This is a genomic window from Pseudoflavonifractor sp. An85 (assembly GCF_002161235.1).
Lineage (GTDB): Bacteria > Bacillota > Clostridia > Oscillospirales > Oscillospiraceae > Enterenecus.
Window position 1 is genome coordinate 1 of sequence record NZ_NFHE01000031.1, and the last position, 21479, is coordinate 21479.

The following is a 21479-nucleotide window of genomic DNA, read 5'->3' on the forward strand; positions in this document are numbered from 1 at the left end:
CCCTTGATTTTCGTCCAGGCGTACTTGGTGGGGTCGGTAGAATCGCTGGATGTGTAGTCCACATACTGGCCAATATACAGCTTTCCTGAGGCATTAGTGGTACTGAATCCGCTAGTTCCCGTGGAATTGTTGGCGTAGGCAATGTGGAGATACGGGGTCTTGCCATCGGCGCCCGCTGTCCCTGGGATGCCTTGCTCACCTGGGTCTCCCTTTAATCCCTGCTCGCCTTTGTCGCCCTTGCGGGATACGGCATAGAACACAGAATCTGGGCCGCTGGTGTAGGTCAGGGTGGTGCGGGTCCACAGGTATGGCTTGGCTTCCGTCATGGACTGGGGACTGGTCTGCCACGTCCCCGTGGGAGGTGTGGTGCCCGAGGTGTGCAGCTGATAGTGCACCGCCGAGCTGGCCACTCCCCGTCCATCCTCGCCCTTGACTCCCGGCGCACCTTGGGGGCCAGTTTCTCCTTTGGGTCCCTGAGATCCTTGGGCTCCCGTCTCGCCCTTTTCTCCTTGCTCACCCTTAGGACCCGTGGCTCCGGCAATGCAGGTGGGGGAACTGTATGACGTGCCGCCATCCGCCCGGGTGGTTCGGGTGCGGCTCCACATGTATTTCCCCTCCGTCCACTCCGGGGCGGTCTGGCTCCAGCTTCCTCCCGACAGTTCTGTTTTGCTGGTGGACAGATAGTATTCGGTAGCAGATCCGGTGAGGGAGGTGTTCTCCAATGATTCAACTTTCTTGTTAACTGACGAAATCTTAAGACGAATCTCCTCGGCAGTTTTTGTAATTTCTGCTCTGGCTTTTCCGATTTCCCGTTTCATCTCAGAGGTGATTGGGCCATCCTCCGGGTACAGCTCATCCATCTGGCGTTCCCCAGGGAAGGAGATATTCGGAAAACCATATCCGTCATCCTCAATTCGGCAAACGAGGCCATGCAGCCCCCCAAAGTCCACGGCATCTCCCAATTCTGCCGCCGGATCAAGTCCAGCAGCCGAGCAGGAGTACGCCTGGTACTCAATCCCCTGCAGCCGTCCAAGGATGTCGGTTACCATCTCCTGTGTTGCCGTGAAGCACGTTCCTTTGATCTCTGTGCCAGTATCATCTCCGGCGGTGTCCCCATTGGACTGATCTCTCATGAGGGTGACACGGCTCACAGGTGGCCACTTCCCATTGTTCACCAAGGATGTGTAGTCGCCATCTGCAACAGTGGCGGTATCACGCTCACCGTACATCTTCACAAGACGCAACTTACCTTCCTGTGTGATGATGATGTTTCCTCCGTGAGCCGCCGCCACATACTGCCATAGATTTCGGATGGTGTACTCCTCCGTAGGATAGTCCAGGGAGTAGGTCGCCTCGAACTCACTCCTGGGATCAATCTCAACGCCAACGATCTGTGCAGTCAACTCCATAACCTTGTCCATTGGCATTGGGAACTCAAGATTCTGCTCAGGAATCCAGGGGACGTTTGCCTTTCGCATGGAATCCACAGCATCCACTGTCCACAGGCCATCCTCAACATCTGCAGTGTTCACGAAAAACACCCCGGCGGGGAGCCATTCAGAAACCTGTTTCCCACGTTCTAGGCGTACATACCGCTGGATCTTCTGCCCTCTCTGAATGGCATCTGCATACACCTCATAGTGCAAAGAGGCACTGGGAGCATTACCGATACTGGGGTTCTCAAACAGCGAATGTGTCACACTGTGATCCGATTCGGTATTTTCCCCCATCTCCACACCGTCGATAGAAAACTTGTATACTCTTGATGTTCCGGGCGTGGCCAGGAGTGTTTTCCAAAGTTCACTCGTCTGCTGCATTTCTACACCTCCGTAGCTGTAAATGATGCACCTTCCCAGATCTTTTTCCCTCCGGATACCTGCACAAGCGTCGCACTCAGAGACGATGAATAAAAAGTCCCAGTCTTTACGCCGTGCAGATCTTCATACGTCATCTGGTAGGTATTCTCTCTGATGTCCGTGTCCAGCTGTGCAAGTTCAGGCTGCGGGATGGAAACCAGGTTATATTTCAAGCTTCTCTTTTCTGCAACCTTCGTGCGGCGCATAGTTCCGTTTTTTACTCGGCCAGAGTTTGGGCTGTCCAGGTCATTTCTCGACCATGAATACCCCTTCCGCTCCACATACTTGGAGTAGTCGCGGCCGTTGATTACCAATACTTCCATGGTTCACCTCACACAATCAGTACAGGAGCGCCGCTCGCCCTAGTCATATCATTGATGTGCCTGACCTGATTTCTGGCCAAAACCTTCCCATCCAGCTTGAGTACCACCTCGGTGGACCCGCCAACTCCGGCCTCTTGAAGAGCCTCCAAAAGGGCCTGCTTCATGGTGGACAGCGGGGAGACAATCTCCGTCTCCGTTTTGTTATCACCCAGTATTGCTGCAAATTCCTTATTGGGAGGAACCACAGAGCCCGTGGCAAGTCGGGGCAGCCTGACCTCTGAAACCTTACCGATGTTGATGCCAAACCGCTTTCCGCCAATTCCAGGAACCCAATCCGGAATAGAGAAATTGAGCATGTTCAGCCCGGAGATGATGGAGTTGATGCCACGCACAAAGAAATTGATGAAGTTCTCTGCCATGGTCAAAACAAAGTTGAATGCACCCTTGAAGATATTCTTGAAACCATCCATAACAGAGCCAAAATCACCGGTAAAGATTCCTTTGATAATCTGGAGAAATCCCTTCGCAACCGTGACGATGGAGTTCACCGCATCAGACACAAAGCGAACGAGTCCGAAGAATCCGTCAATGATATTCTCCAACACCCCACCAATGGAGGGACCAAAACTGTCCACAAACCATCCAACCACAGGGAGAATGAAGTTGTTCAGCACTGCTAGGGCCGTCTCTCCCAGAATTGCTGCAAATTCCAGGACATTCTCCACCAAAGGATGCAAGGATTCATCCCAAACCTGGCTGAATTTGTCCATAGCATAGTCAAGGACCGGAGAAACGATGGTGTTCCACACATTTTGAAGGAATTCTCCGACTTTTTTGATGGCCTCGTTGATCGCATCAAAGAGCGGGCGGCCGTGCTCCTCCCACACAGAAATCTGGGCGTCCCATGTATCGCTCCACACATCAAAAATCAACTCCATAGCTGGAACAACAGCATCCATCCAGATCATGTCGAAGATCTCTTTGACCGCCTGAAAAAGCACACCCAGTGTCTTGTACCATTCCGTGTATACCTGCGTCCAGAACGGGAGAATATCGGTGGTCATCTTCTGAAGCACAGGGAAGATCAAGGCGCTCCAAGAGGTCTGGAACACCATTCCCATACTGTCCATCACACCGCCAACAACCGTTCCAATGGTGACGATGGCAGTCTGGAAGAACGTGGTCAGATCGCCCTGAATCCATGCAAGGATTGGTGTGGATAGTGTCTGTACATCCTGCCAGGCGGTCTGAAATGCTCCGACAATGCGGCCCGCACCGGCCTCGATGGACGAGAAAGCGGTGTCGAATGCCGATTGGAATGGAGACAGTGCCGCTGTCACCTTGTCCAGCATGCCGGTCATAGCAGCCACATCAGTTGTGGCCTGGCCTACTCCAGGCAGCGAGATTCCACCTCCAGATGCACCAGCACCACCAGCAGACCCTCCGCCCCCTCCACCGCTGCTGGATGACGTGTCGTCTGCCAAGCGGTTGATCTGGTCAAAGGATGCCAAACTTTTGGCCTGCTCCTTGTTGGTGGCTTTCGTGGCGTCGGTCAGTGCGTTTTGATTGTCCACAGCCTCAGAAATGCCGCTGGACACGCCTGACACAGCTGTCTGGGTCTGCTGTACCTGCTTTACCTCCCCGCCGAAGATTCCGGCAATCACCGATGCGAAAGCGGTTGCCATGGATATCAGTGCAGAAACAATGCTGTTGAGGGTTCGCACCAGGGGCAAAAGAATGGTGGTCAATGCCTGGCCGATGATGGACATAAACTCCTGCCACTGCATGGATAAGATACGGGTCTGGTTTGCCCAGCTGTCCTGGGTTCGGACAAAGTCCCCAGACGCAAGGGCCAGGGCATCTGTGACATAGGCATAGCGCAAAGCCACCTGCTCTGCCTGGGTCATGCTCTGGATGTTGCTGTTCATCCCGTGCTGCATGGCGTAGTTCTGGAGATTGACCTGGGTCATGACCACGCCCAACTCCTTGAGCGTTTCAGTTTCTCCTGTAAACACGGATTGCAGTTTATAGGCTGCATCCTCCTGAGACAGGTTATAGAATGAAGCCACATCGGCGGACAACCCAATCAGGGCGATGGACATATTGGAGGCCTCGTCCATGGCAACACCCATGCCACGTGCCATAGCCATGTAATTGGATGCTGTTTTCTTTGCCGCAAGGGTGGACATACCAAAGTTTTCGATAGCAGAAGCGGCAAACTCCTCAACCTTGTACGTCATATCACCAAAAGCTACATCTACGACATTCTGCACCTCTGCGACGTTGCTTCCAAGCTCGATGCAGGCTTTGCCAAAGCTGATGACTTGACCCACAGCAAAGGCCCCGGCAATCAGCTTTCCAATGCCGGAGAGGGACGATTTCAGGCCTGAAAAACTCTTGTCAATGTTCTTTACTCCTTTTTCAAACCCGCCGTTATCCAGCGAGGTATCAATGGTTACTTTTCCGTCTGCCAATCTCTCACCTCCCGTCTATCAGTGCGTTAATACGGTCTACCTCCGCCTGTTCCTCCGCTGTTCTCTTCTTCTTCGGAATGACCTTTCGCTTGTTTCTGGACAAGAACTCCTGCTCCCATTTTTCCAGCTTTTTACCCCGGGCCAGCTTGTCCCGGATGGAGACGACGGCGGATAGCTGCCCCTCTCCAATCGCACAGTAAAGCCCGATAAATGTCCACCAGTGGAGCGGTTCCGCCCCACGGATTTCACGTCCGGCCACCTTGTTGATGTCGGAGGCTATCATGTTTGCATCATAGTCCCAGTAGATCAGCTTGGGAGAGGGTCTGCCATCGTCCTCCTCCCCGCAGGCTATAAACCACATCATTTGGTCCGCTGCTTCCTCGTACAGGGTCTGTGGCATAGCAGCAAAGTCCACATAAAAGAGGGACAGTGCCACAAAAACACGCACTTGAGGGTGTTTGCTCTCATCCTGCAGGCGGCTGATGATGTTCAGAATCGTCCGGTATTCTGTACGAATGTCCCAGCTTCTCCCTCCAACCTCCAGGGCGTGTGGGATGCGGTAGCTCATTGCTGGATCTCAGACAGAGCCTGGACGGCTTCCTGTTTTGCATACTCCTTCACGCCATCCTGGATGATGGGGGTAATGCAATCGAAAAAGTTCTTGATTGCCATATTCCCGCCATCGGTGGGGGAGATGACACTCGCCCCACCGAATACAGCGTCCATATCGGCGCCGCCGAATACCTCAGACAGCATGGATTTGACCCGCTTGTCGTACTGGCTGGTCAGAGCCAGCAGAGAGGCCGTGTCGGTGCATCCAGCACGCTTTTCCGCAAAGTCTGCTTCAATGCGTACCACTTCGCTCTGGAGATCAGAAAACCGGCTATACAGATTTGGGTCTGCGGGATTAAAGCGCACGGGAACACCATTGATGATGAATTCCTTTACACCAGTATCAAAAGTCAGAATATCAGCCATCGCGATTCCTCCTGAAAAAATACCGGGTGGGCATTTGCCCACCCGTTTTGATTAGTCTGCACCAGCAGGGGTGAAGGTTTTTGTGGAGATGTTGAAGGTTCCAGCCGTCTTAACACCGGTATAGTGGAGGTTGAAGGGGATTTGATAGCCCGTGGTGTCTCCACCGTAGCTGACCACCTCGATCATGACCTCCTCCTTCACAGCAGGATAGCTGTTTTCGGGGGAAGCCTCCTCCCACAGCTTCACATCCACCACGTCTGCCTTCAGGTCATCCAGCACAAGATCATTGTCGATGATCTTCTGGAGCCGCTCATACAGCTTAGTGCCGCTGTCAGCGTAGTAAGGCTCTACGGATGCGGTCTTGGTATAAGAAGAAATCTTGATGGACGTCTCGCCCAGAATGTTCTTGGTAGACTCCACCTCTGCGGACAGCTCAGGGGAGAACTCCTCCAAATCGCTGCCCAGTCGCTCATATACAGCGGTTGAACCAGTTTTGTCCACGTTAATAAAGTGGGCAAGCAGTTTTCTCGCAATTTTCGCCACTTATTTCACCTCAAATCGTTTTTTGAAATTCACGGAGAGCTGCACCATATAGGTGGCAGTTCCTTCTTCGTCAGCGGCGTATAACACGCCGTTTTCTGCCTTGATAGACATTGTCTCATCGCCAAATTTCGGGGCCGCTCCAAGAATCCCCTGGGCCTGCACCCACTCCTGGAAGTCCATGATCCAGTCGGCATTGACGGTGGCCCCAACATCGTCCCCAGGGGATTTGAGGAACACATAGTAGAGGCCGAAGTTGTATCGGTTCTCCACCTCTACGTTCCCCAGGATATCCTCTTTCCGGCTAACCTCCAGGAGGCCGGACGGGAAGATGCCACCGTTGGATGGGATTTGGTCCGTGAAGTCACACTGAAAGGCGCTCAAAATGTCATAGCCCGGGTATGTGGCAATCCACGCCCGAATGGTCTCCAGCGGTGTCATCTGCCACCCCTCCTGTCGATGTAGTTCTGCAGCTCCCTGGCCATGACATTCCCCTCTGCGGCGGACAGTCTCCTGTCCCAGTACGGCCCAGCTTGAGGGTTCTTGGCCTTGGAGTAGCTCAGTGGTGTATCAACAACATGCTTAGTCTCCCCTTTTCTGGCCCACGGGCTGCCCGTGACATCGCCAACCATCAGTTTCCCGTGGTACAAAAACCTTGCATATGGGGTGTCCGTCACAATCAGCGGCTTGTTGATGTCGGTCTGGGCCACCGTCACCTTGATCGTCATGCCGGACTGATAGGGCATGTATCGGATGATGCGCCGGAGCACCGTTGAGGTCCAGAACTTTTGGACCTGGCCGGATTGATCAAGCCCGATTCGCTTGACAATCTGGGCGGTGGGCTTCATCTTCACCGTAGCTTTCATCCCCCCGCCTCCGTATGCACGATCTCCCCGGCCCATCGCTTCACGTCCACATACTGCACCACCACGAGGCCCGGTACCTTTGCAGGAATCAGAGCAGCCCAGTCCTCACGGTTACGGCACTCAGGGCCCTCTCCGTGGACAACCTTATCACCGACGGAGACTGGCACCGTAGAGCCAGGGAGAACCAGCAGAAAGCTGCTGGCCTCCCGGCTGCCGGTCTTATCCACACTCTGAACTTTCTTGTGGTCCAGAAATGCGTCATGCCTCACTGTCCTGGTGCATGACTGTCCATCCATGTGGTAAATAGTCACCGTCTGATTGCACAGCGCATACGATACCGGATTTCGTGGCTTCAGCAACAGCATCATCCACACCCCCTGTATATGTCGAGGTACTGCCTGGCTGCGTTGTAGACGTTCCTGGCGTGCTGCTTCTCAGAGTATTCCACGCCCGCAGGCGTGGAATAACTCACAGAGACACTCCCGATGGATGCGGATGATATGGAAGCGGATAGTTTTACAGCACGGTCATAGATGACTTCCGCCATCGCACAGATGGCCATATCCTCAGCGTTGATAGACTCTGGGGGTGCAGTAACTGTGTAATCCCTTTTGTACCTGGCAAGTAGTGCAGACGCTTCACGTTCTGCGGCGGGCCATGTCTCAAGAGGAATTGCTCGCCCGAAATATGAACCGACGTAAAACTCATATCCAACCATAGTTGTCTCCTATCGTCAGGCCCCGGCAGGCGGGGTGAATTTTCCCTTGATAACCTGCGGATCTCCCTCGGTCAGATTGATGGTAATGGTGATGTTGTTCTCGCCGTCGATGGAGCCGGTGATGGATGCAATGCCAACTCCATCTTTTCCAGGAGGACCAGCAGGGCCAGGTTTCCCGGTCACAGAGTCTACCAGATTCAACACACGGTTGAAGTTTTCGGAAATCTCGGGCACCCCATCAGGGTCCAGAAGTCTACGGTCGATCGTAGCCATATGGTCACCTCTTATTCCTTGGTGTGCAGGTAGATACCGGCAACCTTGTTCTCATATACATCTGCGATACCGACATTTCGGTAACCAAACTTGTACGCATCAGCTTCCTGGTTTGCGTCAGGTGTTACAATCTTGGGGGCGACATGCTTCTGGAACTGGATGACTGCGGGCTTATGGATAATCATGAAGTTGATGTCCTTGCCGCTTGCGTTTTTCTTGTATCCGCCATCCTCCTGGCTGGAGCTTGTTCCATCGTTCAGATCGATTTTGGAATAGAATCGGGTCTGAGGTACCTTGATGATACCCGCAAAGTTCTGGAGAACTTCACGGCTCTTAGTGGTGTCCAGATCCTGCACCAGACCGTGCAGGGACGGGGTGATGAACAGATAGCGCTCCATCACGGGAACCTCGTCCTCATCCATCTTAGATACAGCCGCACGCAGAGCAGCGACAACTTTTTCTCCGTCCCTCAATACTGCGCCAGCAGTGGTGGAAATTCCGGATGCGCTGGCATACTGAGCAAATCGGAAAGCGTCCAACTCAGGACCAACCTTGGTGCGGATAAATTCACCGGACAGACTCCCAAAGGCAACGCCAGCGCTCTCCAGATTATCCAGGTAATCCACAGAGAACATACGACCACGATCGTAGTTGCACTTCACAGTCTCGTTGGTGAGTGTCACGTTTCCGGAAACGTAACCGCTATTGCGGTTATAGTTTCCGAGCCCCTGCATAGACATCTTGGGGATGATCAGCTCATTTGCGTTAGATCCCTGCTTTACAAGTTCAGACGCACCGTCCAGAATGGAGGTCAAAGAGGCCTCTTTGTAAATATCATCCAGAATCGGAACAAACTTCTGTGCAAGCGTAATAGCGTTAGGCATTACTTATTCTCCTTTCGTTTTCAGCCCTGCAGCAGCTCGAATAGAGGCTGTCAGGGTATCATTTCGCCCCATGCTTTGACTGCCAGCCCCGGGGGCATACGGGGGAGGAAGTGCGGAATCGTCGCTGAACAGATATGCGCTGTCCTTCTGGAGGGCTTCCAGTGCGGCCTTGATGTCCTCCGCCTGGTTCTTGGACTGTTTCAGGGCAGACACGTCCAGCAGGGCAGTGATCGCCTTGGCATTCCGGCCCTTTGCTGCATTGATGGCATCCTTGAGGACCGCATCGAACTCCATATCGGCAATGCGCTGGGCAGCGTCCCGCTCAGCCTTCTCCGCCTTGGCTTTCCAGTCATCAGCAGCCTTTCTCACGCCGTCGATGTCCATGTTTTTGAACTCCTCGATGGCCTTATTGGCCTCACCGAGCTGCCCCTTCACCGTCTTGAGCTCTGTGTTCTTGGCGTCAAAGTCCGCCTTTGCCACAAAGCCCTTGCCGATTTCAGTGCTCACCAGCTTGTCGATCTCATCGGTGTAGCTATCACCCAGAATCTCCTTCAGCCATTCCAACATATTGACCTTCCTTTCCTTCACCGCTGTCCTTTTTGTGGGGCCAGTCCCCCTCTTGCGGCGCCCGTTTTGTAGTCCCCTGGGCCGGGGGTATTTGGGTATAAAAAGAGCCCGCCTCGGCCTCATGAAGCCAGGGTGGGCATGAAAAAGCACGGCGTATGCGCACCGTGCTTTTGAATGTATTTGATTGAATTCCGCATCAGATCAGATCAGATCGATACTCTTGATTTCATCAACAAAGAGTTCCGTATGATCAATCGTGATACTCTCCGGGTCCGGTTCATTGTCCAGCGCAGAGGTGTAGTCATACGCCAGCCCCTCAAAAACGGAACCGTCGTTCAGAGTAATGCGAACATTTTTCCCATGAGCCTCTTTGAGCGTCATTATTCTTTTACCTCCTTTGCTGGTACAACATGTGTTCCACGTTTCCCGTAATGAATGGAAAATCGGTGCGTTGGTGTAGATTCCCCGGTATCAGGATCAACAACTACGCCAATGATATGATCGGCAGTAATGTGCTCTTTATTCGTCCAGTTCCCATTCCGATCCATCTTCGGTTCACCTGTACCACTATACTTGTCAACCAGCTTTTGCGCATCTTCCAGAGTTCCATACAAGAAACTGCGATTTCCAATGTCCCGTCCATCCTCCTTGATGTGTTTGAGCTGGTTCCCTCGATTCAGCGTTTTAGGCATATCTGCAGAACGGATTACATCAAGTGCCGCCTGTTTTTTCTTATTGTACTCCATTTTCTGCTTTCTTGCAAGGTACGAAGCCCTTGCCGCCTGACTTCTTCCCCAGCCAACAGTCTCCAGCCGCTGCGCCCGGCTCTTGAAGCCCATGGCCTTGTTGTATCTGGCGTACTCCTGGTTCAGCCGTGTGAGTTTGATGCTGTCGGTGATCAGCTGCTCCTCGTCTCCAGCCGCCTCATCCATCAGCACTCGACGTTTCTGGAGCCTGATGTTCCGCTCGATGCGATTTTGGTATTGGGTGGCCTCGTAGCCGGTCATGTGCCGCCCTTCCCAGGTTACGCCCCGGGCGTTCTCATCTCGGAAGCTGGCCAGTTCCTCATCGGTATACTGGGGAAGACTGACTCCAAGGATGATCGGTATGGCCACATGACCACAGTTCAATGTACCAATGCGACGGGCAAGGCTGGCATTCAGAGCCTCGTATTCCGCATCGCTGTACTGACGTCCCTGAATTGGTTCGTGGTCTGGTGCGCTATTGGCGTGGGCACTGATTTCCCACCCATCACACCCCAGGTCGTCGTGGTCTTGCTGGGTCACCTGCTCCACCAGCAGGCCCATGCCACCCATCAGGTTTCGCCGGACAGCCGCTCCCAGTTCGGTGGTCACCCCGCTGGCGTAGTCGATGGACACAATTCCCCGGCTGGCCAGCTTGCGGGTGGCCTGTCTGGCTGCCTCTTGATAGCTGGTGGCTCCGGTGGCCACCAGCTTCACCGCCTCGTCCATGCACTCCTGGTACACCTTCTGGAGCGGCTCCGCCTTGCCAGTGATGGGGGACACCATCCCGGCGGTCTGGGTGATATTGCGCAGCTCCTCCCCAACCAGCCCCACAGCGGCCCTTGTCAGGCGCTCCAGGGTGGCCCTTCCCGCATCCGATATCGCAGCCCCAACCCTGGCGAAATCGTCCTCCTGCGCCATCTGTGCGGCCTCCTGGAAGAGGTTCTCCACCTCACTGTTGGACAGCCCAAGCTGCTTGGCCAGGAAGTCCTCCAGGTCCTTCTTGGCGGCGCCCAGGGCCTCCGCCCTGTAAATCTCATAGGCGGCGGTGCTGGTCATCTTACCGGCCCCGGCCACCCGCTCTGTGATGTCACGCAGCAGCCAGTCGATGACCGGCTGGGCGATCTCCTCAGACGCCGCCCGAAATCCAGCAATCTGCTCTGGGGTCAGAGCCATGACCTACACCACCTCACACATCCATCATAGCCTCCAGCGCCGGCATATACCGCTCCCGTACTGCTTCCAGATCCTTGGCTGTATTCGTGGGCATATTGAAATACCATCCTACCGCAATCTCTGGGCGGAGCAGCCCAGCGGCCACCATAGCCTTGTAATCCGTCCATGTCTTGCTCTCGTCATAGAGCACCCCATTTCCCCAGTCGATGATGGCAGCATCCCCTTTCAGGTCAACAGCCCCCTGGATGCGGTACATTCGGCCCAGAGCACCGCACAGCACAAGCGCCTCTCTAACTGCATTTTCCCACATCCGCTGGAAGTCGATGATAGTCAGGTTGTAATCTCCGGCGCTGGAAGTCACCTCTGTGGCCGTGCGCTCGGCGCTCTCTACCTCGCTCAGCAGACCTCTCTTAAGGCCAATGATCCCCTCCACATTGCGGAGATACTCGGTCTTTCTGGCCAGGAAGGACTGCTCTCGCAGGGCCGGAGAAAAGATGGTGATTCCAACATCCTCCGGGTTATCATCCAGCCCGACAAACACATCATCAGCAAGTACAAGTTCCTTGCTTCCATCCCGGCGTTTCAACATATCCGAAGAAACCACCAGGCGGCTCTTTCCTCGTTCAAACTCCCCGGACAGTTCTGCCTCATTCCGGTTGATATTGTGGATCAGCCCCACCGCCGCTGCATACACACTGACAGGGTCCGTGCTCCCATCCACGCAGTTGGGAACCGGGCACCGCAACGGGATCATCCCGAGTCCGATGGGCTGGGGGTACGTATACGACACAGGCAGTGCGGCATATCGTGGTACGCTGGTCAGCGGAGCCGGTCTGCCCAACACATCATCACTGGAAGATTGATACAGTTTATTTCGGATGGTCAGAAGCCCATCCGTGCCCACCGTGCGCCGTTCCAGCAGGGTGTAGTAGACATTCCCCACAATGGTCCGCTCCGCACAGCCGATGTCTGTTGGGTTCCCCTCCACATCCTTCCCGAACACCAGGAGATTGTTTCTGGAAATGCTGGAATAGACAAACCTGTTACCCATAGGGAACGGTTTGATGTACGCCAGTCCGCCAATCAAGGCATCATGCATGGCCCGAACAGCAATATTATCTAACCCGTGGAGCACACTGGATGCAAAGTCATTCTTCCCCTTTGCCGAGTATTCAGCAAAAGCTGTTTTTGTGATCTTGTTCACCACAGCATAGGGAATCATTTGGCAAGGATCTTCCTGCTTTGATCTGTCCCGTCGATAAAACAGGTCAAACCACTCGCTTATGGCGTCCTGCATCTGGCTGGATGTGCAATCAGATGCGCCAAAGGCGTTTTCATACCCGTATCTCTTGCTGGTAATTGTGCTGAACACGCTCATTTGCCCACCTCGTTTTTGACTACCACACGGCGGCGGATGGCAAATTCCAGACCGTCCACATAGGCCCTCAGGCGATCCAGCTCAGCCCGTTGGGCGTCCAGCTTCTGCTGGAGCGCTCTATTGTCCCTGAGCACTGTCTCCTTGGCCCACCCAGGCAGGAATGTGAGCAGAAACCACTCTTTCAGTTTTCTCATTGCCCTCTTCTCCTCCAAATTTGCTCAGTTGCATATCGGCAGGCGTCAATGTGATGGTTGTCCCGGTCTGGGTACCCGCTGATGATCTCCCCATCCTTGCTCCGCTCATACTCATAGGAGGTAAACTCCTCCGCCGTATGCGGGCACCTCTTGGGGTCTATCACAATTTTGACCAGCGACTGGAACCACTTCATGGAGTACTCTACGCTGCCTGGGCCCTTCTCTGCCCCCCGGCAGTCAAACCCATAGGAGCGATAGTCCCCCACGCTCTTGGGCTCTGCGCTGTCCGCCGTGATACGGTCATCGTAGGTGATTCCATGGGACAGCAACAGATCAGCCGTCTCCCGGTTTCCCTTCTTCTTGGCCCGCAGCTCATCGAAGATATACAGTACCCGCCTGGCCGCATCGAAGTGCATTCGATTGAATGCCCAGGGGTCGGGATAATAGCCCCAGTCCAATCCATTGAGGACTCTATCAAAGGCCTTGATCTGTTCGTCAGAGATTTCCTCAAGGACCACGTTCTCAAAGACCATGCCACCATCTCCGTTTGGCACCCCCAGATACTCATGCTCATAGGCCGCTGGGTTGATCTTCCTCAGGTATTCCGCTTCATCCAGAAACGCCTTTCCAAGCCAACCGGGCGGAACACTGAGATACGTAGAATGGGTCACCAGCCGGTTTTCCTTCGGCTGCACAAGGTACTTGTTGGCCCAGTTGCTTTTCGACTTGGGCGGGTTGAATGACTTGAAGATATAGGCATCGTCTCCGCCACGGATGACAGACTGCTGAATATTTCTGCACTCAGCATCACCGCTGAACTGATCCAGCTCCTCAAACCACAGGATTCCGATATACCCAAATTTCGGCCGGATTGATTTGATCTTGATGGGGTCGTCCGCACCACGGAAATAGATTTTCTGGCCTGTCGGCTTGTATGTGATCTCCAGAGGTGAAACCTTGGATTCAAAGTCAGCCCCAAGCCCCAGAGCATCAATAGCCCATAGGATTTGAGCGTGCACGCTGTCCCTCATGGTGTTACCCACCTTACGGCAGCAGACTGCATGGAGCTGCGGGTTGTTAACCACCAGCGACGGAATCTCTAGGGATATGAAGGAGGACTTTGTAGACCCTCGCCCACCGTCCAGGACATACTCGGTATGCCCACGCTCCAAAATGTCCCGGTGGACATCGACAAAGGAAGATGTCACAAGTCTGGCGGGTATCTCAAAGGGACCGGAAGCCGTCTGTGCCTTTCGTTGCTCTGCCAGGGTAAACTTGTCAATCAGCGTACCCATTGCCGTGGTGATCTGCGAGGGGCTCGCCTCATTCAATCGCTCCTGGTCATTCAGGGCTGTGAGGCCCTTATCAATAATCTGGCACACCACATCTCTTTTCCCATCCATGTAGTCCAGAATGTCCTTGGTGTTTTCATCCCTTTTTTGGGTGAGCATAGCCGCAGTTTCTGCATTTCCCTGCACTAACTTCTTCACCGTGTTGGGAGAAACGCCATTCATTTTCGCAGTGGCGGTGTAATTTTCGGTCTGGACGTAGTCCGCAATGATTTTTTTCTTTCTCCGATCCGTCAACCTCGAAGCCATCCAGCCCCCCTCGCTTTTTCAACCTGAGATATGAAAATAGCGAACCGGAGGCCGTGGCTTTTCTCATTCAGCCTGGCCTCCGGTTCGCCACTCTACCAAGGAGATGTACCAATTTGGCATACACCTACTATATCAGTGTAGCACATTCACACCGGACAAAACGGACAACTTTAATTCTTTCTCAGATAGCGCTGCACCGCTTTTCGGCATCCGTCATCGGTATTCCCACCACCGATGCAGGCGGCCACCTGCCTCCAGGTCAGGCCGTTGACGAATCTCAGCTTAAACATCTGACGGGTAAGGCTGTCATCAATACCGGCTATGTACCGCTCCAGTCTGGCCCGCTCATAGAGGCACTGCTTGTGTTTGGCTTCAATGATCCCCCGAAGATCCGCAATTTCCGCCGCACACTCGCCCACCTTGTCCTTGGTGCCGGGAGTGTGAGGCATACCGGTGATGACCTGCGCCCCAGGCTGCGCTCTGGCTTCAAGGTTTCTGAGCCTCATCCGATCCATTTCGATTTCACGGTTGAGGTGGTACAGCTGTGATAGCTCTTTGATGGTCATGGTGCCGTCATACGACATGACGCATCCTCCTCTCAAGCCATGCCGCCCATGGCCTACACCGTTCTGGTGCGCCTGGATTTGAGGCCAACTCAGGATGGAACTCCACACGCCGAAAACCGATGCAGTCGCAGAAATAGAATCCTGGAACCTCTCCCTGTCCATCCACGACCTCCACTACGTCCGATACGGAAAGGGAGTGTCCTTTGAAATCCTGCGGGCGATCTTTGTTGAACATGCGGTAGACATTTTCCAAATCTCCCGCTTCCACGCTTCCCTGATACACCATGTCGTAGATCCTGCTGTTGATGTCCCGATTACCCTGGAAAGCCGGAAGGCTGTCCATCCCCAGGAACTTGATTCGGTCGACATCCCGGGTTCTGTTGATCTGATAAATTTTGATGTCCATAACTACTCCTCAATCCGCTTAATCATTGGCAAGGGCTCAGGCCCCCACTGGATAGCCTCCCGTGCATCCACCCTCCATGTGTCGGTGCTCCCGGAGTCCAAAAACAGCTGGTGCCGGATCACCTGCCAGATGTCCTCGGCTATCAGCTGCTGGTCATCCTTGGGCGGAACCTCATAGCCCCAAAGGATTTTACCGGCAGCTTCAAAGACAGTCCGCACAGCATCCCTCTTGGCAATGCAGCGGCAGCCAGTTCTTTTTTCGTCCCCCGAAGATGTTGAATTTCTTCAACACCTCATCATTCGTGAAGAAGATGTGCACAGTGCCTTTCTTCTTGAACTCCAGGTCAAAATACTTGCAGCGGATTTTTTCGCCGCTGTACCGAAAGGCGTGAAAGGTTTCCATGATCACCTTGTCACACGTCATACCGTCCGTCCTCCCGTTGTCCAGATAAGTGAGCACCTTTTCCAGCTCCATCAAATAGTCCCTGGCCTTGTACTCACTCCATGAGCCTCCCCAGCGGTTGTCGTATAGTCCGTAGAATGGAACGATCACTTTTGCCTTTACCTTGCAGCAGTCATTGGTTTTCCATCCGTCGTAGTAGTGCACGTTTGTGTTTTTGCTCATGGAGTGCTGATATGTCAGCTTGTCAAACATGGCAAGAATGGCATCCTCCACGTTCTGAACAAGGGCCTTTGACAGGTCAATCTTGATCTGGAAGATGTTTGCCAAGGTGAAATCATAGGACCGGAACTGCTCCAGCTTTGCCATGTACTTCTCCCGAACATCACGGGTCATCATGCCCTGCATTTCACGGGAAGCGAACAAGGCTTCCCAGTATTTGTGCCGCAGCTCCCGCAGGTATGCGTTTTCTTTGGACATCACACCGTCGGCGACGTACTTGAACTCCTTGGTGGCAACCGATAGATTGATGATCTGGGTTTCCCCTGTCCCGTCCTGACAGGGGATGTACTTTTTCAGTCGCTCATAATGGTCGATGATCTCCAGCCCCGCCCGGGCCTCGTAGTTGTACCGCTGCACCAGGCCCCGGAAAAAATCAGCGTCCACCAGGTCGTTGACATCTCCGCCTGTGCCGTCCATCACCTCCGCTTCGGTCAAATCCTCTAGCAAGGAATCATCCTCGCTTTCCCGAGGGATGTTGACATACACCAACGACACATCCACGTCGGTGCGCCTCTCTGCCCCAGAAAAGGCCCCATGCAGCGTCTCAATGGTCGCCCCGTACTCTTTGAGCCTCCTGTACAGGTCGGCCCGAAATGCGCTCTCAGTGCGCTGTAAAGTGGCCGCATTGAGGAGGCACACGATTTGCCCACCGTGCCGCATCAGGTCCAGGGCGTGGGCAAGGTGCTTGTCCCCGTCCTTGAATGGCGGGTTCATCACCACTAGGTCGTACCGGGTGTAGCTACTCCATCGGAGGAAGTCGTCTCCTACCACGCAGCAGCCACGGCCCCGCAGCACCTCCCGCAAATCCGGGTCGATTTCCACGCACTCGATCTGGTGTACCTTGCCTTTCAGCCGCTTGGCCACTCCGTCCACAATGTCTCCTTTCCCTGCGGACGGCTCCAGCACAAAGCGGACACCGGACCATTCCACCTTGTCCATCATCATTTCCACCACGGGCTTCGGGGTGGGGTAAAATTGGATTCCAAACATCTCTCCTGCCTCCCATCTTATAGATCCGTCGGGAAGAGTTCATAGTACCGCTTTAACGCCCGGTAGATGCTGGTGGGCGATGCAATAAAGTGTCTGTGACACACAGCCTTGACGCTGTTCCCGGTGGTGACATACTCCAGCATGGCCTTACTCAGATGTCCCGCTGAGCGCTCGCACAGCGCCCGGATGCGCTGTCTATCCTTCTCTGACATATTGGGGTATTGCAGGGACCTGAAGTATATATATCCCTGACGCTTGTAGGGCACAGGAATGCTGGGCTTATATCGAAACATCACGTTATCTCCTTCCTGACCTCGGTTCCTTGTACCGAACTTGTGACAACACCAAGCACACTGGCGATATGACATGGAGGCACACCCATATATTCCGCATAACACCGAACGATTGCCTCCAGAGCATTCATGCCGGCCGATATACTGTAAAATTCAAATTGCACGTCGTAACGATCTGTGCCGGGCGTCTTTGCCACCGATACAGTGGCAAGACCTTCTTCAGCGGATTTTCCGCCGTGGTAAATGTACTTGTTCATACCTGTATCTCGATTCCCTTCTGTGATTTTCTCAAAACCATATATACCCACCCTTATAGCCAGCGAACGTGCCAACTACAAGGAATGTCAACAAGAGAACATCTCCGCACAAATTCCCAATCGTTTGGCATTCTAAACTTCCACAAACACCATAGGCGCTGAGGAAGCACAGCCCGAAAACCAACCCGCATATACGCTTCTTGGTCTTAACCTTCAACTGCCTCTCCCTCCTCGAAATGCAGGAAATACCGTTTCACGTAGCAGGTATCACCGTATCGGTTTTTGACGGTTTCCGTGGTGCTGCATATGGAGTACCCCAGTTGTCTTAGATCTGCAATCCTGGCAGCCAAGCGCATCACACCAAGGTCTTGAATGGCATCAATCTGAGTGATGCTCCCGAACTGCTCTATATACTCCAGCACCCGCTGGGCCTGGGTCGATTTACTCATGCGCTTCATCTCCTCTGCTGTGTGAGCATCTCAATTTTCTGCCGCCGCATTATTTCAAAGTCCATCTGCGACGCTGGGTTTTTCGGCGCCTGGGTCAAGGGAGGGGTTGTTGTTGCTGTTGTGGTTGTAGCTGTAGATGGAGTTGTAGGTGTAGGTGTAGATGTCGTTGTAGTTGTAGTTGGCATCGTTTGCATCGGTTTGCATCCGGTGTTATGCATTTGCATAGCTTCATGTAAATTTTCCGGGTATTCATTGCTAGGTTTTTGTTCACATCCACGGAAGGCCACAGGATTTTGTACATTTGCATCCATTTGCATTGTGCTGTATGCATTTGCACTGTCTGCATCAGCTTGCATATTTCTGCGTGCATTTGCATGTTCCTTTTCCCACCTCTTGGTGGCAGCCTCAGACCGTTTCTTGGATATATCGGAATAGCGATTATCATCCCGGTCTACCATATGGCGAATGAAGTCCCATGCAATGGTCAAGCCAATGTCGTCTCCAAGCTCCGGCTCAACCCTGTGCTCCCCATAGTCCAGGATCGCCTCGAATAGCTGTCCCTTTTGCTCCGTTGTCAGTCGTTTCAGGCAAGTCCGAACATCGAAGTACAGCATTACCCCAGGTTTCGGCATTTTCACACCTCCTTGACCCTGATCCCGTATCGATACAGCATCAGTTTCCTTTTGATTTTGAAAAGTTCGTAGCCCGCCCCTTTCTTGCAGCCTTTCACATCCTCAACGACGGTCTCCCCGTCCATCTGGTAGCGGAAATCTGCCACATAGGAACACTCCCGCTCCAGCAGCTTGCCCCGCTTGATCTTGCCACGGGCTGTCACAGTGTCCGGAGCGTATTGGGCCGGGACAATCACATATTTGACCTGTCTCTCCAAGCCCGTGATCTCACCGGCCCGCTCCAGAAGTGACAGCTCACACCATCGGCGGTACTCCTTGATAGAGTCAAAGGTCATCCCATCCCTGGTGATCTTGCGATTGCCGTATTTCACTTTAGAACGGAAGTTCACCGTCATCGTCTTTCAACTCCTCAAAGGCATCTACCTCTCCGATGGGCTGGTATGCCGTGATTTGTCCCTGTGAGGTCCCGGCTTCCCGCTTGGAGTCCCCGAAGTAGACGTGATCTGCCACCACCTCAGCTGAGCGGCGTTTGTTGCCGTCCCGATCTGTCCAGTCCCGCATCTGGAGACGGCCATCCACTATGGCCATGCGGCCCTTGGAGAGGTACCTGGAGACAAACTCAGCGGTGCTGCGCCATGCCACGCAGTCGATGAAATCCGTCTCCCTGTCTCCGGTGTCTCCCTTGAAATCCCGCTCCACGGCCAGGGAGAACCCGGCCACAGCGGTGCCGCTCTGGGTGTACCTCAATTCTGGGTCACGGGTGAGGCGTCCCATGATGGTGATGTGGTTCAGCACTGTGTCACAGCTCCTTCCACAACTTCACCAGTCTCCTGGTCAACCACAACCTCCGTGAACTCCGCCTCGATGGTGGTCTCTGCCGGGACATCGTACATATCCGGGGCCATATCCGTTTTGATGACCTCATCTTGAGCAGCCGCCCGGACGAAATCAGACTTGAGGGGGGCGTACTTCAGCACCCGCTTGAGCACGGTTTTCTTGGCCATCTCCTCGAAGTCGGTTTTCCACGGAGAGTAGGCGCTGGAATAGGACTTGCTGCGCTTCTCCGCATGGCGGCGCACATCCTCCATGCTCATGACCTCAAAGCCGTACCCGCCGCTCTTGGTCTTGAACACGGCGTATACCTTGACAGGATCACCTCTGCCGTGGTCTGCCGGCTTGTGGGTCAGCTTGGGCTCCAGGCCATACTCGCACTCGAACTCGTCGTTCTCATAAACCACATGGGCCTGGATGACCTCCACCTCGCCGGAGCGGTATGCCAGATCAATGAGACCCTTGTAGCCAAGCTGGAACTGGGCCTCCAGGACGCCCTTATTCTTGTAGGGCAGCACATAGGCCTGTCCCAGTGGTGTATTGACTTCCAGGCCAAGCTGGGCGCTGGTCATCATGGCGCCAAGGAAACTCTGCGGTGTGCACTTGCCCAGGTCGGGGTTTGCGGAGATTGCTGAGAGCACAATCCTGGTAAATCTCTCAGGGGTAATCACGGCGGGAAGGGCGTTTTTGATCTCCCCCTCCATCCGCTTGATGTGGGACTGCATGGTGGGCGCCTTGCCTTTCTCGGCCACGCTCTCCACTTTCTTCTGAATCATGCCTGCCATTTTTACAGCCTCCTTAACTTCTTTGCGTCACCCGGAAGGTCCGGGTGGTTGTCTCGTTGTAGTAGCCGGACAAGTCCACATCGGGGTTGTCCGCTGCAAATCGCTTTGCATCAAAGGTGCGCCGGGATGATGTCCTCCAGGAAACACAGAACCCGTCGCAATCACCACCGCCGGAGTCCCCCATGAAGTCCTTGACCACGTTGCAGCACTGCGCCGCCTCTGCCTCCAGCTCCTTGATCTGCCGCTTGAGTTCCACATATCGGCGCAGGTCAGGAGCGCAGACAGTGATGTCACAGTCCGGCCCATCGCTCTCAGGGTGCATGGCCAGGATGGCCTCAGAAGTGGCCTGTGAGCCATCCAGAGGCGGTGGAGTGTTGTTCTTCACATGCTCCATAAAATCGGCCTCTGCGCCCATCAGAGCGTCAATCTCGGCCTGGTCCCGCTCGATGGTGAACCACTTGAATTCACGGTTTCCAATTAGTACGGCCAGATACCACCGCTTCTTTCCAGTCACCGCCATGTAGTGGACGCACTGGACATAGTAGTTTGCCGGATATTCCCCGCCCTTGAACTTCTTCAGGTTGATGGAGTCCGTGGACTTGATCTCCAGTCCCGCATCCTCTCCAACAATCTCCCGGTCAATGTTTGCAATGGCAAAGGGGTACTTGCTGTTGAGAAAACTGAGGTTGCACTTGCGCACCTTCTTCCCCGTCTCCCGGGCGAACTTCTGGGCAATGAACTCCTCCAGCCAGGTGCCCACCTCCGTGGCCAGATTCCCAGCAAATCCGGGCACACGCCCCGTCTTTTCCGCCCACAGGGAGTACGGGGACACAAAGGAATTCAGGCCAACCACCGCCGCCGCATCACTCCCGCCAATGTACTGGCCACGCAAGGCAAGCCACTCCTCATGGTTGGCAGTCTTTACTTTGGTTATCATCGAATCACCTCTTTCACTGGAAGCAATCGGCGCATTCATCGGCATCCACCGATTGCACACAGATGTCACAGCCAATAACTCCAA

General features: G+C 54.1%; 29 protein-coding genes and 1 pseudogene. All 30 read right to left on the reverse strand.

Going from position 1 to position 21479, the window contains the following annotated elements; genetic code table 11:
• Positions 1-1409, reverse strand: a pseudogene (locus B5G37_RS15885) (hypothetical protein); the annotation flags it as partial.
• 410 nt (positions 1410-1819) lie between these two features.
• Complete coding sequence (locus tag B5G37_RS11795; protein WP_087257786.1) at positions 1820-2179, reverse strand: hypothetical protein; 360 nt, start codon at positions 2177-2179, stop codon at positions 1820-1822.
• 8 nt (positions 2180-2187) lie between these two features.
• Entirely contained in the window at positions 2188-4653 is a 2466-nt protein-coding gene (locus B5G37_RS11800; RefSeq protein ID WP_087257788.1) for a hypothetical protein, read from the reverse strand.
• A 4-nt stretch (positions 4654-4657) separates the two neighbouring features.
• A complete protein-coding gene (locus B5G37_RS11805; protein ID WP_087257791.1) occupies positions 4658-5221 on the reverse strand; it encodes a Gp15 family bacteriophage protein in 564 nt (187 codons plus the stop codon).
• Positions 5218-5631 carry a hypothetical protein gene (locus B5G37_RS11810; protein ID WP_087257794.1) on the reverse strand — a complete coding sequence of 138 codons (414 nt, stop codon included), beginning with the start codon at positions 5629-5631 and terminating at the stop codon, positions 5218-5220. The genes B5G37_RS11805 and B5G37_RS11810 overlap by 4 nt, the downstream gene beginning before the upstream one ends.
• A gap of 51 nt (positions 5632-5682) precedes the next feature.
• Positions 5683-6174, reverse strand: a complete 492-nt coding sequence (locus tag B5G37_RS11815; RefSeq protein ID WP_087257797.1) for a hypothetical protein — start codon at positions 6172-6174, stop codon at positions 5683-5685.
• Positions 6175-6612, reverse strand: coding sequence for a hypothetical protein (locus tag B5G37_RS11820; RefSeq protein ID WP_087257800.1), 438 nt, complete (start codon positions 6610-6612; stop codon positions 6175-6177). It lies immediately after the preceding gene.
• Positions 6609-7037, reverse strand: a complete 429-nt coding sequence (locus tag B5G37_RS11825; protein ID WP_087257803.1) for a minor capsid protein — start codon at positions 7035-7037, stop codon at positions 6609-6611. Before B5G37_RS11825 ends, B5G37_RS11820 begins: the two co-directional genes overlap by 4 nt.
• A complete protein-coding gene (locus tag B5G37_RS11830) occupies positions 7034-7405 on the reverse strand; it encodes a phosphoribosylformylglycinamidine synthase subunit PurQ (RefSeq protein ID WP_143482941.1) in 372 nt (123 codons plus the stop codon). The genes B5G37_RS11825 and B5G37_RS11830 overlap by 4 nt, the downstream gene beginning before the upstream one ends.
• Positions 7402-7755 carry a hypothetical protein gene (locus B5G37_RS11835; protein ID WP_087257809.1) on the reverse strand — a complete coding sequence of 118 codons (354 nt, stop codon included), beginning with the start codon at positions 7753-7755 and terminating at the stop codon, positions 7402-7404. The genes B5G37_RS11830 and B5G37_RS11835 overlap by 4 nt, the downstream gene beginning before the upstream one ends.
• Before the next feature lie 15 nt (positions 7756-7770).
• Positions 7771-8028 (reverse strand): hypothetical protein, encoded by a 258-nt coding sequence (locus tag B5G37_RS11840; protein WP_087257811.1) that lies wholly within the window; start codon positions 8026-8028, stop codon positions 7771-7773.
• Positions 8029-8039: 11 nt separating this feature from the next.
• Positions 8040-8912 (reverse strand): hypothetical protein, encoded by an 873-nt coding sequence (locus B5G37_RS11845; protein ID WP_087257814.1) that lies wholly within the window; start codon positions 8910-8912, stop codon positions 8040-8042.
• Positions 8913-8915: 3 nt separating this feature from the next.
• Positions 8916-9479: a phage scaffolding protein gene (locus B5G37_RS11850; RefSeq protein ID WP_158099412.1), complete on the reverse strand. Its 564-nt coding sequence runs from the start codon at positions 9477-9479 to the stop codon at positions 8916-8918.
• 201 nt (positions 9480-9680) lie between these two features.
• A complete protein-coding gene (locus B5G37_RS11855; protein ID WP_087257819.1) occupies positions 9681-9860 on the reverse strand; it encodes a hypothetical protein in 180 nt (59 codons plus the stop codon).
• Positions 9860-11398: a phage minor capsid protein gene (locus tag B5G37_RS11860; protein WP_087257822.1), complete on the reverse strand. Its 1539-nt coding sequence runs from the start codon at positions 11396-11398 to the stop codon at positions 9860-9862. The genes B5G37_RS11855 and B5G37_RS11860 overlap by 1 nt, the downstream gene beginning before the upstream one ends.
• A 13-nt stretch (positions 11399-11411) precedes the next feature.
• On the reverse strand, positions 11412-12776 hold the full coding sequence (locus tag B5G37_RS11865) for a hypothetical protein (protein ID WP_087257825.1): 1365 nt from the start codon (positions 12774-12776) through the stop codon (positions 11412-11414).
• Positions 12773-12970: a hypothetical protein gene (locus B5G37_RS11870; protein WP_087257828.1), complete on the reverse strand. Its 198-nt coding sequence runs from the start codon at positions 12968-12970 to the stop codon at positions 12773-12775. Before B5G37_RS11870 ends, B5G37_RS11865 begins: the two co-directional genes overlap by 4 nt.
• The gene (locus B5G37_RS11875; RefSeq protein WP_242962880.1) at positions 12967-14568 is read right to left on the reverse strand and encodes a PBSX family phage terminase large subunit; all 1602 of its coding nucleotides are present in this window, start codon (positions 14566-14568) and stop codon (positions 12967-12969) included. Before B5G37_RS11875 ends, B5G37_RS11870 begins: the two co-directional genes overlap by 4 nt.
• 170 nt (positions 14569-14738) lie before the next feature.
• Positions 14739-15152: a hypothetical protein gene (locus B5G37_RS11880; protein WP_087257831.1), complete on the reverse strand. Its 414-nt coding sequence runs from the start codon at positions 15150-15152 to the stop codon at positions 14739-14741.
• Entirely contained in the window at positions 15142-15540 is a 399-nt protein-coding gene (locus B5G37_RS11885; RefSeq protein ID WP_087257833.1) for a YodL domain-containing protein, read from the reverse strand. The genes B5G37_RS11880 and B5G37_RS11885 overlap by 11 nt, the downstream gene beginning before the upstream one ends.
• A 2-nt stretch (positions 15541-15542) precedes the next feature.
• Positions 15543-15758, reverse strand: a complete 216-nt coding sequence (locus B5G37_RS11890) for a hypothetical protein (protein ID WP_087257836.1) — start codon at positions 15756-15758, stop codon at positions 15543-15545.
• Entirely contained in the window at positions 15742-17211 is a 1470-nt protein-coding gene (locus tag B5G37_RS11895) for a DUF4942 domain-containing protein (protein ID WP_087257839.1), read from the reverse strand. Before B5G37_RS11895 ends, B5G37_RS11890 begins: the two co-directional genes overlap by 17 nt.
• A 17-nt stretch (positions 17212-17228) precedes the next feature.
• Complete coding sequence (locus tag B5G37_RS11900) at positions 17229-17504, reverse strand: hypothetical protein (protein ID WP_087257842.1); 276 nt, start codon at positions 17502-17504, stop codon at positions 17229-17231.
• On the reverse strand, positions 17504-17761 hold the full coding sequence (locus tag B5G37_RS11905; protein WP_087257844.1) for a hypothetical protein: 258 nt from the start codon (positions 17759-17761) through the stop codon (positions 17504-17506). Before B5G37_RS11905 ends, B5G37_RS11900 begins: the two co-directional genes overlap by 1 nt.
• Positions 17762-17967: 206 nt before the next feature.
• Positions 17968-18210 carry a helix-turn-helix domain-containing protein gene (locus B5G37_RS11915; RefSeq protein ID WP_158099413.1) on the reverse strand — a complete coding sequence of 81 codons (243 nt, stop codon included), beginning with the start codon at positions 18208-18210 and terminating at the stop codon, positions 17968-17970.
• Between the two features lie 54 nt (positions 18211-18264).
• Positions 18265-18414 carry a hypothetical protein gene (locus B5G37_RS15595; RefSeq protein ID WP_204217924.1) on the reverse strand — a complete coding sequence of 50 codons (150 nt, stop codon included), beginning with the start codon at positions 18412-18414 and terminating at the stop codon, positions 18265-18267.
• Positions 18415-18844: 430 nt separating this feature from the next.
• The gene (locus B5G37_RS11925; RefSeq protein ID WP_087257856.1) at positions 18845-19237 is read right to left on the reverse strand and encodes a DUF1064 domain-containing protein; all 393 of its coding nucleotides are present in this window, start codon (positions 19235-19237) and stop codon (positions 18845-18847) included.
• Entirely contained in the window at positions 19215-19637 is a 423-nt protein-coding gene (locus tag B5G37_RS11930) for a single-stranded DNA-binding protein (protein ID WP_087257859.1), read from the reverse strand. Before B5G37_RS11930 ends, B5G37_RS11925 begins: the two co-directional genes overlap by 23 nt.
• Positions 19631-20458, reverse strand: a complete 828-nt coding sequence (locus B5G37_RS11935) for a recombinase RecT (protein ID WP_087257862.1) — start codon at positions 20456-20458, stop codon at positions 19631-19633. Before B5G37_RS11935 ends, B5G37_RS11930 begins: the two co-directional genes overlap by 7 nt.
• Positions 20459-20471: 13 nt before the next feature.
• Positions 20472-21395, reverse strand: a complete 924-nt coding sequence (locus tag B5G37_RS11940; RefSeq protein WP_158099414.1) for a lambda-exonuclease family protein — start codon at positions 21393-21395, stop codon at positions 20472-20474.
• Positions 21396-21479: the final 84 nt, after the last annotated feature.

Coding starts and splice junctions, on each gene's coding strand:
- B5G37_RS11865 (WP_087257825.1), bottom strand. CDS start 12,776: ATGAGCGTGTTCAGCACAATTACCAGCAAGAGATACGGGTATGAAAAC.
- B5G37_RS11905 (WP_087257844.1), bottom strand. CDS start 17,761: ATGAACAAGTACATTTACCACGGCGGAAAATCCGCTGAAGAAGGTCTT.
- B5G37_RS11925 (WP_087257856.1), bottom strand. CDS start 19,237: ATGACGGTGAACTTCCGTTCTAAAGTGAAATACGGCAATCGCAAGATC.
- B5G37_RS11850 (WP_158099412.1), bottom strand. CDS start 9,479: ATGTTGGAATGGCTGAAGGAGATTCTGGGTGATAGCTACACCGATGAG.
- B5G37_RS11860 (WP_087257822.1), bottom strand. CDS start 11,398: ATGGCTCTGACCCCAGAGCAGATTGCTGGATTTCGGGCGGCGTCTGAG.
- B5G37_RS11810 (WP_087257794.1), bottom strand. CDS start 5,631: ATGGCTGATATTCTGACTTTTGATACTGGTGTAAAGGAATTCATCATC.
- B5G37_RS11840 (WP_087257811.1), bottom strand. CDS start 8,028: ATGGCTACGATCGACCGTAGACTTCTGGACCCTGATGGGGTGCCCGAG.
- B5G37_RS11795 (WP_087257786.1), bottom strand. CDS start 2,179: ATGGAAGTATTGGTAATCAACGGCCGCGACTACTCCAAGTATGTGGAG.
- B5G37_RS11900 (WP_087257842.1), bottom strand. CDS start 17,504: ATGTTTCGATATAAGCCCAGCATTCCTGTGCCCTACAAGCGTCAGGGA.
- B5G37_RS11880 (WP_087257831.1), bottom strand. CDS start 15,152: ATGTCGTATGACGGCACCATGACCATCAAAGAGCTATCACAGCTGTAC.
- B5G37_RS11825 (WP_087257803.1), bottom strand. CDS start 7,037: ATGAAAGCTACGGTGAAGATGAAGCCCACCGCCCAGATTGTCAAGCGA.
- B5G37_RS11855 (WP_087257819.1), bottom strand. CDS start 9,860: ATGACGCTCAAAGAGGCTCATGGGAAAAATGTTCGCATTACTCTGAAC.
- B5G37_RS11870 (WP_087257828.1), bottom strand. CDS start 12,970: ATGAGAAAACTGAAAGAGTGGTTTCTGCTCACATTCCTGCCTGGGTGG.
- B5G37_RS11895 (WP_087257839.1), bottom strand. CDS start 17,211: ATGTTTGGAATCCAATTTTACCCCACCCCGAAGCCCGTGGTGGAAATG.
- B5G37_RS11885 (WP_087257833.1), bottom strand. CDS start 15,540: ATGGACATCAAAATTTATCAGATCAACAGAACCCGGGATGTCGACCGA.
- B5G37_RS11940 (WP_158099414.1), bottom strand. CDS start 21,395: ATGATAACCAAAGTAAAGACTGCCAACCATGAGGAGTGGCTTGCCTTG.
- B5G37_RS11845 (WP_087257814.1), bottom strand. CDS start 8,912: ATGCCTAACGCTATTACGCTTGCACAGAAGTTTGTTCCGATTCTGGAT.
- B5G37_RS11820 (WP_087257800.1), bottom strand. CDS start 6,612: ATGACACCGCTGGAGACCATTCGGGCGTGGATTGCCACATACCCGGGC.
- B5G37_RS11935 (WP_087257862.1), bottom strand. CDS start 20,458: ATGGCAGGCATGATTCAGAAGAAAGTGGAGAGCGTGGCCGAGAAAGGC.
- B5G37_RS11830 (WP_143482941.1), bottom strand. CDS start 7,405: ATGATGCTGTTGCTGAAGCCACGAAATCCGGTATCGTATGCGCTGTGC.
- B5G37_RS11835 (WP_087257809.1), bottom strand. CDS start 7,755: ATGGTTGGATATGAGTTTTACGTCGGTTCATATTTCGGGCGAGCAATT.
- B5G37_RS11805 (WP_087257791.1), bottom strand. CDS start 5,221: ATGAGCTACCGCATCCCACACGCCCTGGAGGTTGGAGGGAGAAGCTGG.
- B5G37_RS15595 (WP_204217924.1), bottom strand. CDS start 18,414: ATGCAAACCGATGCAAACGATGCCAACTACAACTACAACGACATCTAC.
- B5G37_RS11875 (WP_242962880.1), bottom strand. CDS start 14,568: ATGGCTTCGAGGTTGACGGATCGGAGAAAGAAAAAAATCATTGCGGAC.
- B5G37_RS11915 (WP_158099413.1), bottom strand. CDS start 18,210: ATGAGTAAATCGACCCAGGCCCAGCGGGTGCTGGAGTATATAGAGCAG.